General features: G+C 67.5%; 15 protein-coding genes. 8 read left to right on the forward strand and 7 right to left on the reverse strand.

Annotated elements, in window-relative coordinates:
* Positions 1 to 216 precede the first annotated feature (216 nt).
* Genes AB5I40_RS38720 through AB5I40_RS38745 form a run of 6 tightly spaced genes read right to left on the reverse strand, consistent with a single transcriptional unit; the run spans position 217 to position 6056 of the window.
* Positions 217 to 594, reverse strand: coding sequence for a cobalamin B12-binding domain-containing protein (locus AB5I40_RS38720; protein WP_370935121.1), 378 nt, complete (start codon positions 592 to 594; stop codon positions 217 to 219).
* Entirely contained in the window at positions 591 to 2147 is a 1557-nt protein-coding gene (locus AB5I40_RS38725) for a methylmalonyl-CoA mutase family protein (protein ID WP_370935122.1), read from the reverse strand. The genes AB5I40_RS38720 and AB5I40_RS38725 overlap by 4 nt, the downstream gene beginning before the upstream one ends.
* 16 nt (positions 2148 to 2163) lie before the next feature.
* Positions 2164 to 2946: an IclR family transcriptional regulator gene (locus AB5I40_RS38730; RefSeq protein ID WP_370935123.1), complete on the reverse strand. Its 783-nt coding sequence runs from the start codon at positions 2944 to 2946 to the stop codon at positions 2164 to 2166.
* A 37-nt stretch (positions 2947 to 2983) separates the two neighbouring features.
* Entirely contained in the window at positions 2984 to 3379 is a 396-nt protein-coding gene (locus AB5I40_RS38735) for a Zn-ribbon domain-containing OB-fold protein (protein WP_370935124.1), read from the reverse strand.
* Positions 3370 to 4512, reverse strand: coding sequence for a thiolase family protein (locus AB5I40_RS38740; RefSeq protein WP_370935125.1), 1143 nt, complete (start codon positions 4510 to 4512; stop codon positions 3370 to 3372). The genes AB5I40_RS38735 and AB5I40_RS38740 overlap by 10 nt, the downstream gene beginning before the upstream one ends.
* A gap of 32 nt (positions 4513 to 4544) precedes the next feature.
* Positions 4545 to 6056, reverse strand: a complete 1512-nt coding sequence (locus AB5I40_RS38745; protein ID WP_370935126.1) for an AMP-binding protein — start codon at positions 6054 to 6056, stop codon at positions 4545 to 4547.
* A 147-nt stretch (positions 6057 to 6203) separates the two neighbouring features.
* Between AB5I40_RS38745 and AB5I40_RS38750 the strand changes: the two genes are divergently transcribed.
* Together AB5I40_RS38750 and AB5I40_RS38755 are read left to right on the forward strand one after the other, a co-directional pair.
* Positions 6204 to 7109: a nucleoside hydrolase gene (locus AB5I40_RS38750; RefSeq protein ID WP_370935127.1), complete on the forward strand. Its 906-nt coding sequence runs from the start codon at positions 6204 to 6206 to the stop codon at positions 7107 to 7109.
* 11 nt (positions 7110 to 7120) lie between these two features.
* A complete protein-coding gene (locus AB5I40_RS38755) occupies positions 7121 to 7591 on the forward strand; it encodes a hypothetical protein (RefSeq protein WP_370935128.1) in 471 nt (156 codons plus the stop codon).
* A gap of 85 nt (positions 7592 to 7676) precedes the next feature.
* Here AB5I40_RS38755 and AB5I40_RS38760 read toward each other — a convergent pair whose 3' ends face one another.
* Complete coding sequence (locus AB5I40_RS38760; protein WP_370935129.1) at positions 7677 to 8120, reverse strand: YhjD/YihY/BrkB family envelope integrity protein; 444 nt, start codon at positions 8118 to 8120, stop codon at positions 7677 to 7679.
* 291 nt (positions 8121 to 8411) lie between these two features.
* Here AB5I40_RS38760 and dnaK point away from each other — a divergent pair, with 291 nt between their 5' ends.
* Genes dnaK through AB5I40_RS38790 form a run of 6 tightly spaced genes read left to right on the forward strand, consistent with a single transcriptional unit; the run spans position 8412 to position 15812 of the window.
* On the forward strand, positions 8412 to 10295 hold the full coding sequence (gene dnaK / locus AB5I40_RS38765) for a molecular chaperone DnaK (RefSeq protein WP_370935130.1): 1884 nt from the start codon (positions 8412 to 8414) through the stop codon (positions 10293 to 10295).
* Positions 10296 to 10300: 5 nt separating this feature from the next.
* The gene (locus tag AB5I40_RS38770) at positions 10301 to 10786 is read left to right on the forward strand and encodes a nucleotide exchange factor GrpE (RefSeq protein ID WP_370935131.1); all 486 of its coding nucleotides are present in this window, start codon (positions 10301 to 10303) and stop codon (positions 10784 to 10786) included.
* Positions 10786 to 11706 (forward strand): DnaJ C-terminal domain-containing protein, encoded by a 921-nt coding sequence (locus AB5I40_RS38775; protein ID WP_370935132.1) that lies wholly within the window; start codon positions 10786 to 10788, stop codon positions 11704 to 11706. Before AB5I40_RS38770 ends, AB5I40_RS38775 begins: the two co-directional genes overlap by 1 nt.
* Entirely contained in the window at positions 11703 to 12008 is a 306-nt protein-coding gene (locus tag AB5I40_RS38780; protein ID WP_370935133.1) for a chaperone modulator CbpM, read from the forward strand. Before AB5I40_RS38775 ends, AB5I40_RS38780 begins: the two co-directional genes overlap by 4 nt.
* 2 nt (positions 12009 to 12010) lie before the next feature.
* On the forward strand, positions 12011 to 14629 hold the full coding sequence (gene clpB / locus AB5I40_RS38785; protein ID WP_370935134.1) for an ATP-dependent chaperone ClpB: 2619 nt from the start codon (positions 12011 to 12013) through the stop codon (positions 14627 to 14629).
* Between the two features lie 4 nt (positions 14630 to 14633).
* Positions 14634 to 15812 carry a PucR family transcriptional regulator gene (locus tag AB5I40_RS38790; RefSeq protein ID WP_370935135.1) on the forward strand — a complete coding sequence of 393 codons (1179 nt, stop codon included), beginning with the start codon at positions 14634 to 14636 and terminating at the stop codon, positions 15810 to 15812.
* Positions 15813 to 15814 lie beyond the last annotated feature (2 nt).

Here is a 15814-nt window from a genome sequence, read left to right on the forward strand (position 1 = left end):
CCGCTCCTTCCGCCACCTTCGACGGCCGTCGGGACGAAACTCTGCGTTTCGTCCTATGAAACGTGCGAACCACTACGTGATATGGCTTGTCTACTCGCCCTGGTCACGCAGGTCAAGAGGGGTCTTGCTTCGGCTCGGCCTGCGCGGCCTCGGCCAGGTACGTGAGGGGAACCCTGAGGGAATCTGATTCCCTCAGGGTTCCCCTCACGTACAGCGTCAGGTCGCCTCGTGGAAGGCCGTCACGATCTCGTCCATCGACGCACCGGGCCCGAAATGCCGGTGCACCCCCGCCGCCATCATGCGATCGATCTCGGCGGGCTCGTCGATGCCGCCCGCGAGGACCGGGACGTCGGAGCCTTCGCGGCGCAGCCCTTCGACGGTCAGCGAGGCGAAGTGGCCGAGCCCGCCGCTGAGGCAGCTGAGCCCGACGGCGTCGGCGTCCTCCTGGACCGCGACTTGGACGATGGTCGTGGTGGCGACGCGTTTGCCGAGGTAGATGACTTCGAATCCGGCGTTGGCGAGGTGTTTGCCGATGAGCCGGACGCCGACGTCGTGGCCGTCGAGGCCGAGTTTGGCGAGTACGACGCGTTTCATCTGTCGAACCCTTCCCGGGTGGCGCCGACGATCTCGGCGGAGGTCGCACCGGCCCGCAGCGCCTCGATACTGGGCTGGACGAGGTTCTCCGTCCCCGCGGCCGCGGTCTCGACCGCCTTGAGCGCGCGGTCGACCAGCGCGGTGTCCCGGCGGCGCTTGTGCTCGGTGATCCGCTCGACGGCGTCCCGCTCGACCTCCGCGAAGTCGATCTCGCCCGAGCTCTTGCCCGCGAACCACTCCGCGCGGGCCTTGGCGTCGAACACGCCGTGGCCGACCATCAGCCGCTCGCCGGATCTCAGCTGCTCCTGGCGGGCACCGCGGTTCTCGTCGATGCGCCCAGCGATGTAGCCGTTCTCGATGGCTTCGAGCGGCCCGCCGGCCTCGGTGAGGCGGTCGAGTTCGAGCCGGACCTTGCGCATCACGTGCTCGTCGACGTCGCGCAGTTTGGCGCTGCCCGCGAGCGGGTCGATGGTCGTCAGCGTTCCGTGTTCGTAGGCGACGACCTGCATCGTCCGCACGGCGAGCGCGGCGGCGTCGGCGGACGGGATGCGCAACGCCTCGTCGTAACCGGTGGCGCAGAGGTAATCGACGCCGCCGAGCATGGACCCGAGCACGCTGAGCGTCACGCGCGGGACGTTCACCAGCGGTTCGTCGGCGGATTCCAGGCCGTGGGCGTAACCCATGAGCTTCGCGACGGGTTGTTCGGCGACCGGAATCCCGTAACGGTCGCGCAGAATCTCGCTCCACAGGATCCGTGCGGTGCGGAAAACCGAAGCCTCCACGAACAAATCGCTGCGCTCGTTGAGGAAGAACATCAACTTTCCAGCGACGTCCGCGGGTTCGTAGCCGCGCGCGACCAATTCGTCCATGTACGCGATGGCGTTGCCGAAAGCGAAAGCCACCGCCAGCAACGGACCCGCGCCTGCGACGTCGTAGTGGTTGGAGCAGACGGTGAGCGCCGCACCGGGCATGTCCTCGTCGATCGCGAACGCGACGCAGTCGGCGGCGATCCGCAGCGCTTGCGCGGGGGAGTGGATCTCGGTGCCCCGCGCGGTGAATTCCTTGAGCGGATCGTTCTGCATCACCAGCTTTACGTGCCGCGCGTCCCGATCGGACAGAACACTGTGGACCATCCCCAGCGCGACGTGCCCGAGCGAGTTCTGCAGCATTCCGACGCTGTCGGCAGCGGACAGGTCGAGCCGGGAGCAGATCGTGGCGAAGTCGTCGAGCGTCGCGCACGACACCCCGGCCCGGCCGACCTGGGCGTGCGAAAGCTCGTGGTCGGGGTCGAAACCGAGCTGCGAGGGCAGGTCCGCGGCCAGCAGGAACGACTCTGCGCCGACCTCCTGCAGCACTGCGAGCCGTTCCGCGGTCATCGCGGGCGGGCCGAGTCCGGAGTAGACCATGAAGCGCGGCCGGAACGGTCCGGGCTCGGCGATCCTGTTGTCGCTCCACGCTTTCAGCGCGGGCTCGGCAGTGGTCGGCTCGTACCGCGCGCGGATCGGAACCCGGCCGTCGTTCGCCGTGGCGACGTCGTCGCTGTCGTGGGCCACTGGACCTCCGTCTCGTTCAGTCCACTTCGGATGCTCCGGACACCGTCGCCGAAATCCGGGCCGCGACTTCCCGTACGTGTCGTTCGATCTCGGCGATTTTCTCTTTGCCGAGGCGGCCTTCCGGCCCGATGACGCTCAACGCCGCGAGCGCGAAGCCGTTCGCGTCCGTGATCGGCGCGGTGACGCCGACCGCGCCCATCGCCCGTTCGCCGTGGCTGTGCGCGATGCCCGCGGCCGCGATGCTCTTCAGTTGCGCGCGCAAGGTCTCGAGGTCGGTAATCGTGTTCGGCGTCGTCGGGTTGAGCGGGAGGTCCTTGAGCAGCCGCTCGCGTTCCGCCTCGGGCATGAACGCGAGCAGCGTCTTGCCCGCCGACCCGGTGTGGATGCCCTCGGAAACGCCGACGCCCGCGATGTAGCGGATCAGGTGCGGGCTGGGGAGTTCCTTGACGCAGATGCGGGAGCGGCCGGCGCGCACGTGCACCGCGACGGTCTCGGCGGTGACGTCGCGCAATTGCTCGAGCGCGTCGGTCGCCTCGAAGATGAAGCCCGCGTTGCCGTTGGAGATCGACGACATCAGGTGGAAGCAGCCGGGGCCGAGCCCGTAGTGCCCGCTGGCCTGGTCCTGGACGACCATTCCCTTGGCGCGCAACGTGCTCAGCAGCCGGTACGTCGTCGGCTTCGACAGCGAGACGACCTCGGCCACATCGCCGAGCGTGAGCGGGTTGTGCCCGAGCGCGAACAGGATGTCGATCGCCCGGCTGACCGCGCGGACCGTGGAGCCGTCGGGGGTTTCAGTCACTGGCCACCTCTGCGTTTTGTCGAGTGAGGTCACCGTATCAACCAGCGAAACGCTCGGGGACGAACCAGTAGCGCGGCGTCTCGCTCGGGGCACCGATGCGCACGCGCACGGCCATCCCCGCCTCGGGCTCGGTTCCATCGGTCCGGACCTGGCCGAACACCATCGGCCCGCCGTCGTCGAGGGCGATCTGGCCGAGCGTGTACGGCGCGGGCAGCCCAGGTCGCGGGACGTGGACGGTCGTGTAAGTGAGCAGCACGCCGGTCGCGGCGAAAGTGTGCTCGGCAGGCGCGGCCGTCCCGCATCGATGACAGACGGCGCGGGCCGGAAACGATGTCGCGCCGCATTGCCCGCAACGGCTGCCGACGAGCGCGTGCCCGTTGTCGCGCGGCCTCTCCGCAGTAGTGGGAACTTTCAAGGCGGCGTTCAGTCCCATGGATCGGTCCTCTCCAGCAAATGCACGCACGAGACAGCCGACTCGCCCTCCAGCCAGCCGCCGTTGTTGTGGGCGAGGCCGATGCGCGGACGCTCGGTCTGCCGTCCGGCCGCTTCGCCCCGCAACTGCCAGGTCAACTCGGCGATCTGGGCCAATCCGGTCGCCCCCACCGCGTGCCCGCGCGACGACAGCCCGCCGCTGGGATTGACCGGACGGGAGCCGTCGATCTGGGTCGTACCGCTGTCGAGCAGCGCGCCCGCGTCGCCCGGACTGCAGAAGCCGAGCTGCTCGTACGCGATGAGTTCGGCCGGAGCCATCGCGTCGTGGACCTCGGCGACGTCGACGTCCTCCGGCCCGACCCCCGCCTCCGCATACGCCGCAGCCGCGCACAATTCGGTCAACGACGGCTCGTTCCCGGTGGTCGTATACCCGGTTGCTGCTTGCGACGCTCTAATGCGGACAGTCGGCTTGCTGTTGTCGCGGACCGCCCCACGCCGCGCCACCACGACCGCCGCCGCACCGTCGCAGATGGAGCTGCACATCAGCAACGTCAACGGGTCAGCGATCGGCCGAGAACCCAGCACTTCCTCGGGGCTGACGACTTTCCGGTGCTGCGCATAGGGATTGCGCTCGCCATTGGCGTGACTCTTGACGGAAACGGCGACCAGATCGTCCACCGTCAGCCTGCCCGCCGCGATGAGCTTGCGCAGCCGCATCCCGTAGACCGCGGTGAACTGCAGCCCGATCCCGGACACCACGTCGAGGTCGCCCGCGGACTCCAATGCCGCGAGCGTCCGGGAACGATCCTCCACGAACATCTTCTCCACGCCCGCGACCAGCACGACGTCCGCCGACCCGGCGCGGATCGCGAGAACGGCCTGACGCAACGCAGTCGAGCCGCTCGCACAAGCGTTCTCGACATTCGTGACCGGGACGCGCTCGATCCCGATCTCCCGCATGACCGACTGTCCGCGGATCATCTCCTGCCCCTGCAACAATCCTGCCATCGCATTGGCCGCGTACACCGCGTCGACGTCGCTGACCGCAAGCCCCGCGTCAACCAACGCGGACACACACGCGACGCGGTTGAGATCTTTCAACGACGAGTTGGGGTACCGACCGAAGGGGTGCATCCCCACGCCTAAGATCTCAATGTCGTCGGTGTTCACTCGAACCCTCCGATCAGCTTGTCGCGCAATGCGACCCGGTCGACCTTCCCGTACGGTGTGCGCGGAATGGCGTCCCAAATCTCGAGCCTTCTCGGCGTGCGAATCCCCAGCCGCGGCCGGACAAACTCGATCAATTCCTGGCTGGACGCCGCCCGCGCGTTTCGCAACCGCACCACCGCCGTGACCGCATCGCCCCAACGCGGGTCGGGAAGGCCGAGCACCACCGCTTCGCTGACCGCTGCGTGCGCCGACAGTTCGTTCTCCACCTCGCGAGGCGCGATGTTGTACCCGCCGGAATTGATCATTTCGTCATTGCGCCCTTGGAGGTAAATGAACCCGCGCTCGTCGGCCCGTGCGAGATCTTTGGTGCGCAACCACCCGTCCACCAGAACCGCAGCCGTAGCCTCGGGTTTGCGGTGATAGCCGGACATCAGATGCGACCCGCGCACATAAACCTCCCCGAGCTCGCCCGGTCGCACAACCCTGCCGTCCCCGTCCCGCACCTCGACCGCCACCGACCGCCAAGGCCGCCCCGCGGACTGTCTCGCCTGCGTGTCAAGATGATCGGATTTGCTGAGGCAGGTGATCGTCATCGGCGCCTCGGATTGCCCATAGTCCTGCACCAACGTCGGCCCGAACTGATCGAGCGCGCGCTCCAGTACCGGCAACGCGACGCTCGACGCTCCGTAGACGATCGTTTCGAAACCCCACTCGCCGTGCGCCGCGTCCAGCAACGGTTCGAGCATCGCGGGAACCGCCTTGAGCGTACGGAAATGCCCCTCGCGGGATCGCTGCCAGACCTCGTCGGGATCGAACTTGGGCATGACATGCACGCCCGCGCCGCTGATCAGATACGGCAGCACGAAGTACCCCGACGCGTGCGAAACGGCCTGGGTAAGCAAAATCCGCTCGCCCTCACGGACCGGTGACAGTTCCAGCAGCAGATTCAACGCCACCTCGCGCAGCGCCCGATGCGACAGGACGACTCCCTTGGGCCGTCCGGTCGTCCCTGAGGTGTAGGAAATCCACGCCGCGCCTTCAGGATCGTCGTCCCGCAACACCGGCTCGCTCTTTGCTTCTGAGATGAGACCCTCGTACGAGTGCTCGAAACCTGGGTGCTTTTCGAAGGGGATCGCCTGGAGTCCGAATTCCTCCGCCAGCGCGTGCGCCTCCGCCGCGAACCTCGGCGCGAAGAAGAGTGCTCGGAGTCCGGCATCTTCGGCTACGTAACGGAAATCCTCCAGATGCAGCCGAGCGTTGAGCGCCACCCGAACCCGCCGTCCGAGAGCGAGAGCGCAGTCGGTCTCGACGAACTCCGTGCGGTTGTCGGACAGAATCCCGACACTCGCGCTCTCCGGGATGCCGAGCGCGTCGAGGGAGTTGGCCACCCGCTCGGCGCGGTCGAGAAGCTCGCCGAAGGTGCGAGCCGTACGCCCGTCGTCGACCGCGGTGAGGCCCCGGTAGGAGGCCCCCGCCCGGCGGAGCAAGTAGGCGGTGTCGAGAACCATCCGAGCGGCCTCCCTTGCTGAGGGTGTTTCATCTGGTGACAAGAACGTATTGTCTGATGAAACGCCCTGTCAAGGGGGTGCCTCCGCCGGGCAGGTGGGCGGCACCGAAGAATTGCGTCGCTTGCGGGCCTCTGGAGAAGATGTCCTATGGCAACAACGACCACCGTCATCGTCGATCAGGACGGCGGTGTTGACGACGCGCTTGCCCTCGTTCTCCTGGCCCGCACCCCTGGCGTCGAGATCGTCGGCGTGGGTTCGGTGCACGGCAACGTGTCCGCGGCTGCCGCGGCCGACAACGGCTTGCGGGCGCTCGAGATCGCAGGCGATCATTCGACGCCGGTGGCAGTGGGGGCGTCGGAACCGCTTGCGCGCCCACTGCATCTCGCGCACCCGGAAGATCTCCTGGGCAAGGCGGCGGGCTCGCCGAAACGGAAGCCCGTGCGGGAGGAAACCGCCGCCGCCCAAGTGGTGCGCCTTGCTCGGGAGAACCCCGGTCGGGTCGATCTCCTGACTCTGGGCCCGCTCACCAATGTCGCGATCGCCCTGGACGCCGAACCCGACTTGCCCACGCTGGTCCGACGCGTGGTGTCGATGGCCGGAGCGTTCGAGGTGAAGGGCAACATCAGCGACTGCGCCGAAAGCAACGTGTGGCACGATCCCGAGGCAGCCGCCCAGGTCGCGGCGGCTGGGTTCGACCTGGCGCTGGTCCCTCTCGATGTGACCCGAAAAGCCACCGTCACCCGGCTATGGCTAGAACGCCTCGCCGCGGATCAAGACCGGTTGTGGGGACGCATGGCGGCGACGCTCCTTGCCTTGCCGGGGAAGTTGCCGGCTTTCCCGCTTCATGATCCGCTGGCCGCCGCGATCCTGCTCGACCCGACGATCGCCAGGCTGCACCGCACGTCGGTCACGGTCGACCTCGGGGGGCAGCGGCGTGGGCAGACCCGAGCCGTCAAGGCCGAGCACCCGGCGGGGTCGGCTGTCGCCGTCGCCGCTGACACCAGTACGTTGCTTGAGCAGTTGACGCACGCTTTGATGCCTGGCCGCGCTTAAGGGAGGGCCTTATGAGAATCTCCTTCTCGCCCAGTCCCGTCTACTCGCCGCACGGACGAGAGCGCACCCAAGCTGAAGACCTGATTTCCGTTTCCGAGGACGATCTCAGGTGGTACTACTTCCTCGGTCGGCTTTCGATCTCCCACGCCGACGTCGAAGTCGGGCCTTCATGGGGCTGGGTGCCGCTGTTCGACGCGATGTGCAGTGTGCGGAATGTGATGACGGCCGCCCGGGAAGGACACGGGCTCTGGAAGGTCGACTTCACCGAGAACGCCGAACTGATCACCTTCGAGTTTGAGCACGGTTCCCTCCGGGCGACTCCGACCTACCTGGAAACCACATTGCAGTGCTCCGTCGACGAATTCGTGGCCGCCGGGACGAGGTTCATCGCAGGAGAACTGCAACGGGTGACGCTGGAGTATCCGTCGCTGGCCGGTAACCGAGCCGCGCGTGCGCTGGCGCAGGACGTGGGTTTGAAGTGATGTCAACGGTGCTTGCCGGTGGCAGTCCAAGCCGCGCACAGCAGCAGCAACTGGATGCTCAAATCGACAAACGCCAGAAAGCCGATCACCGGCCTGAATACGCGCCAATAGCGGCACCAACCCAAACACTGCGCAACGGCACCGGGCGCCGGGGGAATTTCGCCAGTACCACCAAGAAGACTGCCCAATTGGCGACCAGGGCGCAAGCGGTCAGCAGAGTCCCGGACCGGACAAAGGTGAGTGCGCCCGAAGCGGCGAGACCGACACTGAGACCCAGCAGCGCAGCGAAATCGTAGAGAACAGTCCTAAACACGCCGCGGCGAGCAGGAGCGTCCCCGTGCTGCAGGGTCAGAGCCTCGCGAAGGTGGCGCATCCACCCGAGACCGGAGTAGGCGGCGGCAGCCAGTCCGGTTAGACCGACGGCGGTGCGTGACGCGATCGCGCTGTCGACCAGGTCGAGCGCCTGCCGGTGCAAATGCCGGAGGAACCTGCGCCAGGACGAACGTCTGGAACTGCTCCAGCAAGGCATGGTCGTTCGCCAGCACGGTGAAGTAGGTGATCGCGGCGGTGCGGGCGGTGCCTCCGCGAAATTGTACGACTTGATCGCACGCAGTAGATGAGCCACGCGGTGAAGCTAGCCGATTGTGCGGCGGAACAATATTCTTTGGTGCGGCCCACAATCGTCAGGCGAATGCGCTGGAAAAGGCGAAAGCGAAAACCATTTCGTGTTGACGCTCCTTTCCGCCTCCAGTACACCAGACCTCGAACTCGTCCTGTCCCGAGGCTTCGGACAGGCAAAAACCCGGAAAGGAACGGCGTCGTGGCGAAAGCGGTGGGCATCGACCTGGGGACGACCAACTCGGTCATCGCGGTGCTGGAGGGCGGCCAGCCCGAGGTGATCGCCAACGCGGACGGGGCCCGGACGACTCCGTCGGTGGTCGCGTACACCGATTCGGGCGAGCGGCTCGTCGGCCAGCTCGCGCGGCGGCAGGCGATCATGAATCCGAAGGGCACGATTTCGTCGGCGAAGCGGTTCATCGGCCGTCGCTACGACGAGGTGGCCAGCGAGATCGACGCGGTCTCCTACGACGTCGTGCCGGGCCCGGACGACGCGGTGCGGTTCGACGTGCACGGCAAGAAATACGCGCCGGAGGAGGTTTCGGCGCTCGTGTTGCGCAAGCTGGTCGACGACGCGTCGAAGTTCCTCGGGGAGAAGGTGACCGAGGCGGTCATTACGGTTCCGGCGTATTTCAACGACGCGCAGCGCCAGGCCACCAAGGACGCGGGTCGCATCGCGGGGCTTGAGGTGCTGCGGATCATTAACGAGCCGACTGCGGCGGCGTTGGCTTATGGGTTGGACAAGAAGCAGCACGAGACGGTGCTGGTGTTTGACCTCGGCGGCGGCACGTTCGACGTCAGCGTGCTCGACATCGGCGACGGTGTGGTCGAGGTTCGTTCCACCGCGGGCGACACGCATTTGGGCGGCGACGACTTCGACCGTCGGGTCGTCGATCATCTCGCGGACCAGTTCGAGCAGGAGAACGGCATCGATCTGCGGAAAGATCCCCAAGCGCTGCAACGGTTGTTCGAGGCCGCGTCAAAGGCGAAGGAAGAGCTGTCCTCGGTCACGCAGACCACGATCAACCTGCCGTTCATCACTGCGGACGGCTCCGGCCCGAAGCATCTCAACACCACGCTGATGCGCTCCACCTTCGATCAGATCACCGCAGACCTTGTCGACCGGTGCAAGGTGCCGGTGGAGCAGGCGCTCGCCGACGCGAAGCTGACCGCGCACGACATCGACGAGGTGATCCTGGTCGGCGGTTCGACGCGCATCCCGGCGGTCCAGGCGCTGGTACGGCGGATGACCGGCGGCAAAGACCCGAACATGACGGTCAACCCGGACGAGGTCGTCGCGCTCGGCGCGGCGGTCCAGGCGGCCATCATCAAGGGCGAGGCCAAGGACGTCCTGCTGCTCGACGTCACCCCGCTGTCGCTGGGCATCGAGACGATGGGCGGCGTGATGACCAAGGTCATCGACCGCAACACCACGATTCCGGCCCGGCGCAAGGAAACCTTCTCCACGGCCGAGGACAATCAGTCCGCTGTGGACATCGTCGTCCTGCAGGGCGAGCGCGAGAAGGCAGCGGACAACCGGGTGCTCGGCCGGTTCCGGCTCGAGAACATCCCGCCGGCGCCGCGCGGCGTGCCGCAGATCGAGGTCACCTACGACATCGACGCCAACGGCATCCTCAACGTCTCGGCCAAGGACACCAATTCCGGCCGGGAACAGACCATCACCATCTCCGAAAGCTCCAATTTGGACTCCGCGGACGTCGACCGCATGGTCGCCGACGCCGAGACGCACCGGGCCGAGGACGCCAAGCTGCGCGAGGTCGTCGACGCCCGCAACACCCTCGACAGCGCCGTTTACCAGGTGGAGAAAAGCATCACCGAGCTCGGCGACGCGGTGCCGGTCAATGAAAAAGCCCGCGCGGAGAACCTTGCCGTGGACGCCCGGGACCTCCTCAAACAGGACGACCCGAGCCTGGAGAAGCTGCGGTCGATCACGTCGGAGCTCCAGCAGTTGTTCCACGGTCTGGCCGCGGTCGCGTCCACCGCAGGCGACACGACCGGCGCACATTCCACGGGTAACGGCGACGACGGTGACGACGTGGTCGACGCCGAATTCACCACCTCCTGATCGCCATGGAGAACAAGCAGCAAGAAGCACCTGAAGACAACACAGATGTCTCCTGGCTCCAGCAAAGGGTCGCCGAGCTGGAGAACAACTGGCGCACGGCGATGGCCGACCTGGACAACCTCCGCAAACGCACCGCGCGGGACACCGTCCAGGTGCGCCAGCAAGAACGCAAGCGGGCCGCCAAAGAACTGCTGACCGTGCTGGACAATTTGGACCTGGCCATCGGGCACGCCGAGGCAGACCCCAAGTCCATCGTCTCCGGCGTCGAGGCGGTGCGCGCACAGGCCGACACGGCGATGGCCAACCTCGGCTTCCCCCGGCACGCGGACGAGCAGGGGACTCCGTTCGATCCGCAGCTGCACGAGGCTGTGTCGGTCATTCCGGCGGTGGGCCTCGATCCCGGCACCGTGGTCGAGGTCGTGCGCCCCGGTTACGGCGACGCGGAGAACCAGTTGCGGCCCGCGGCGGTCGTGGTCGCGAAGGCGGATTGATGAGCGACAGCGAGGACTTTTACCAGCTGCTCGGCGTCTCCCGGACGGCGAGCCAGGACGAGATCCAGAAGGCGTACCGCAAACTCGCCCGCAAGTACCACCCGGACATCAACAAGGACCCGGGAGCTGAGGAGAAATTCAAGGCCGTTTCCGAGGCCTACGACGTGCTCTCCGAACCGGAGAAGCGCAAGCGCTACGACGCGTTCGGCAAGGACTTCCGGCAGGTTCCCCCGGACATGGACCCGGAAACCTACGCTCGCGCCAAGTCCGGCGGCGGTTTTCAAGGCGGTTTCCAGAGCGCCGAAGGAGTCAACTTCGAGGACCTCTTCGGCGGCATGTTCGGCGGCGGCTTCGGTCGCCAGCCGCGCGGCCCGATCCCCGGTGCCGACCAGGAAGCCGGGGTCGAAATCCGCCTGGACGAGGCCTTCCACGGCGGACGGCGCTCGTTCACCCTCGACGGTCCGGAGGGTTCGCGCACCGTCGACGTCAACATTCCGGCCGGAGTGATCGACGGCAAGCGCATCCGGCTGGCCGGGCAGGGCGGCTACGGCAGCGGCGAAGGCGCACCCCGTGGCGACCTCTACCTGGTGGTGCATCTGTTGCACGACAAGCGGTACCAGATAGAAGGACGGGACGTGACCGTCGATCTTCCTTTGCTGCCTTCGGAAGCGGCACTGGGCGCGACAGTCGCCATGGATCTTCCCGGCGGCGGCGAGGCGAAGCTGAAGATCGCGGCGGGAACGTCCAGTGGACGGAAGCTGCGATTGCGCGGACGCGGAATCCCGAATTCGCGGGGAAATCCCGGCGATTTGTACGCCGCGGTCAAGATCGTCGTCCCCAAGGACCTGACCGACGAGCAGCGCAAGCTCTACGAGGAATTGGCCGCGGCCACCGACGACAACCCGAGGAGGCCGGGATGACCTACGCGCTTGTGCGCCGCAGCCCCGGCGGGGCGCATCTGGATCTGCCGACGTTCGCGCACGCGACCGGCCTGCATCCGGAGCTGGTCCGCCGGTTCACCGTGCTGGGCCTGCTGGAACCGGTCGAGGACGCGCGCGGCGAGTGGTGGTATCCGGTCGCGCAGGTGTCCGCGGCGGCCCGGATCCAGCGGCTGCGCGCCGGATTCTCGCTGAACTACGCGGCGGTCGGCCTGGTCGCCGACCTGCTCGACCGCATCGCGGACCTCGAAACGGACCTTCGATCCCGACGCAGCGGAGACTGATCATGGATCCCAACCGGCTCACCCAGAAGTCCCAGGAAGCGCTGCACGACGCCCAGACCGCCGCGCTGCGGTACGGCCAGCCGGAGGTCGACGGCGAACACCTGCTGCTCGCGTTGCTCGATCAGCCCGACGGGCTCGCGTCGCGGCTCCTCGACGAAGCGGGCGCGGATCCGGCCCGGCTCAAGCAAGAGCTGGAAACCGAGCTTGGCCGCCGTCCCAAGGTGAGCGGCCCCGGTGTCACGCCTGGCGAAACCCGCGTGACCGCTCGGCTTGCGCGGGTGCTCGACGCGGCCGATCGCGAAGCGGGGCGGTTGAAGGACGATTACGTGTCCGTCGAACACCTCGTGGCGGCGTTGCTGGAGGAGGGCAGTTCGAGCGCGGCCGGACGATTGTTGCGCGGGGCGGGGCTGACGCGGGACAAGTTCCTGGAGGTGCTGCGGAAGGTGCGCGGCAACCAGCGGGTGACGTCGGCGACGCCGGAATCTGCTTACGAGGCGTTGGAAAAGTACGGCCGCGACCTCGTCGCCGACGCGGCGGCGGGCAAGCTGGACCCGGTGATCGGACGCGACGCGGAGATCCGCCGGGTGATCCAGATCCTGTCGCGCAAGACGAAGAACAACCCGGTGCTCACCGGTGATCCGGGTGTGGGCAAGACCGCGATCGTCGAGGGGCTCGCGCAGCGCATCGACCGCGGCGACGTGCCGGAGGGGCTCAAGGGCAAGACGGTGTTCTCGCTCGACCTCGGCGCGCTCGTCGCGGGCGCGAAGTACCGGGGCGAGTTCGAGGAGCGGCTCAAGGCCGTCCTCAACGAGGTGACCGCCGCCGAGGGCCGGATTCTGTTGTTCGTCGACGAGCTGCACACCGTCGTCGGCGCGGGTGCCACCGAGGGTGCGACGGACGCGGGCAACATGCTGAAACCCATGCTGGCGCGCGGCGAGCTGCATCTGATCGGCGCGACGACGGCGGACGAGTATCGCAAGTACATCGAGAAGGACGCCGCGCTCGAACGACGGTTCCAGCCCGTGTTGGTGGACGAGCCGTCGGTCGAGGACGCGATTTCGATCATGCGCGGGCTGCGCGAGCGGCTCGAGGTGTTCCACGGCGTGAAGATCCAGGACAGCGCGCTGGTCGCGGCGGTGGTGCTGAGCCATCGCTATATCTCGGACCGGTTCCTGCCGGACAAGGCGATCGACCTGGTGGACGAGGCGTGCGCGATGCTGCGCACGGAGATCGACTCGATGCCCGCTGAATTGGACGAGCTGAGCCGGCGGCTGACTCGCACGGAGATCGAAGAAGCCGCGCTGGCGAAGGAAACCGACGCGGCGAGCAAGGCGCGGCTGGAAGAACTGCGTCGCGAGCTGGTCGATTTGCGGGCCGAGGCGGGCGGGATGCGGACGCAGTGGGAGGCGGAGCGCTCGGCGTTGCACAAGGTTCAGGCGCTGCGCGAGGAGATCGAGCAGGTCAGCCGGGACGCCGATTCCGCCGAACGCGCTTACGACTTGAACAAGGCCGCCGAATTGCGGCACGGCAAGCTCCCGGAGCTGGAGCGTCGGCTGGAGGGCGAGGAAGAGCTGCTCGCCACGCGGCAGGCGGGCACCCGGTTGCTGCGCGAGGTCGTGACGGAGGAGGAGATCGCGGCGGTCGTGTCGCGGTGGACCGGAATCCCGGTGAGCCGGTTGCAGGAGGGCGAGCGGTCGAAGCTGCTGCGCCTGGACGAATTGCTGCACGAGCGCGTGATCGGGCAGGACGAGGCGGTGCAGCTGGTCGCGGACGCGATCATCCGCGCCCGGTCCCGGATCAAGGATCCGCGCCGTCCGATCGGGTCGTTCCTGTTCCTGGGCCCGACCGGGGTCGGGAAGACCGAGCTGGCGAAGGCGCTGGCGGCGGATCTGTTCGACACCGAGGACAACATCGTCCGGATCGACATGAGCGAGTACCAGGAGCGGCACACGGTGTCGCGGCTCGTCGGCGCGCCGCCCGGGTATGTCGGTTACGACGAGGGCGGCCAGCTCACCGAGGCGGTGCGGCGGAAGCCGTATTCGGTGGTGTTGTTCGACGAGATCGAGAAGGCGCACGCTGACGTCTTCAATACGCTGCTGCAGGTGCTCGACGACGGGCGGTTGACTGATTCGCAGGGCCGCACGGTCGACTTCCGCAACACCGTCATCATCATGACCTCCAACATCGGCGCGCACTTCCTGCTCGACGGAGTGAACGCCGAGGGCGAGATCACCGAGTCCGCGCGCAGCGAGGTCATGGGCGCGCTGCGCGGGCATTTCCGGCCGGAGTTCCTCAACCGGATCGACGACATCGTCCTGTTCAAACCGTTGACGCTGCCGGAGATCGAGCGGGTCGTCGAGCTGATGCTGGGCGACCTGCGCACGCGGCTCGCTGAGCAGAACATGACCCTGGAGGTGTCGGACAAAGCTTTGCGTTTCATCGCGGAACAGGGCTTCGACCCGGTCTACGGCGCCCGGCCGCTGCGCCGGTTCCTCGCCCGCGAGGTCGAGACCCGGATCGGCCGCGCGCTGCTCGGCGGCGAAGCGCACGACAACACGACCATCGACGTCAGCCTCGACGACGGCACGCTCACGGTGACGTGCCGGGACGCCGTGGCCTGAGCCGATGACTATGGGCGGACTCGTCGCTTGGGCTCAGCCGCGACTGCCGCGGCTGATCGACGAGATCTGCGCGGCGGCGTGCGAACGGATCGACCTCTACCGGGACGAGAAGATCGTGCCGCGCGCGGACCTGCACCGCTCCATCGCGGTCAACGTGCGGTTCCTGATCGACGCGCTCGGCGGCATCGAGGCCCCGGACCAGGGCGCTCCGCAGGAGACCGGCAGCCGGCGGGCGCACCAGGGCGCGCCGCTGCCGGAGGTGCTGCAGGTGTACCGGATCGGCTGCGCGATGCTGTGGGACCTGCTTGCCGCCCACGCGCGCGAGACCGGCAGCGTCGACGTGCTGATCGACGCGGCGAGCCTGCTCTGGCAGGTCACCGACGAGCACGCGGTCCGCGTGACCGAGGCGTACCGGGCGGCGAGCGCGGAACTTCTCGTCGCCCAGCAACGCCGCCGTTCTGCCCTGGCCGAAGCACTTTTCACTGGTCAGCGCCTCTCCGAAGCCGGGCCGTGGGAAGCCGGACGGCTGCTCGGCCTGCCGCTCGACGGGAAACTCGCCGTCGTCGCGGCAGAGACCCGTGGGCTGGCCGAGGAGAGTCTCCCGGGCATCGAACGGCGGCTCGGGCAGCTCGGCATTGTGTCGGCGTGGCAGCTCACTCCGGCCCTGCAAGCCGGGGTCGTGTCGGTGCGCGACGAGCAGTACAGCGCCGTGCTGACCGTGCTCAATGAGGTCGCGTTGACCCGCACCGGCGTCAGCCCGCTGTACACGTCGCTGGCCGACACCCCGCGTGCGCTGCACCTGGCGCGGACTGCGTTGGCCGGTGTCCCGCCGGAACGCGTCGAGGTCCGCGCGTTCGACCCCAGTCCGCTGGCCGCGCTCGTCGCGTACGACCCCGACGAAGGCAGGCGGCTCGGAGACCAGGTCTTCGGCCCGGTCCTGGATTTGCCCGCCGACGAACGCGACCTGCTGCTGGAGACGCTCGAGGCGTACTTCTCCGGCGGCGGTTCTTCCGAACGCGCCGGACAGACATTGCACTGCCACGCCAACACGGTCCGCTACCGGCTGCGGCGGATCCGGGAACTCACCGACCGGTCGCTGACCGATCCTCGTGACCTGGCCGAGCTTGTCACCGCGATGCAAGCGCTGCGCATCGAGATTCCAGCCCACTCTCAAAGGGATTGACC

The sequence above is a fragment of the Amycolatopsis sp. cg13 genome (assembly GCF_041346965.1).
Classification (GTDB): domain Bacteria; phylum Actinomycetota; class Actinomycetes; order Mycobacteriales; family Pseudonocardiaceae; genus Amycolatopsis.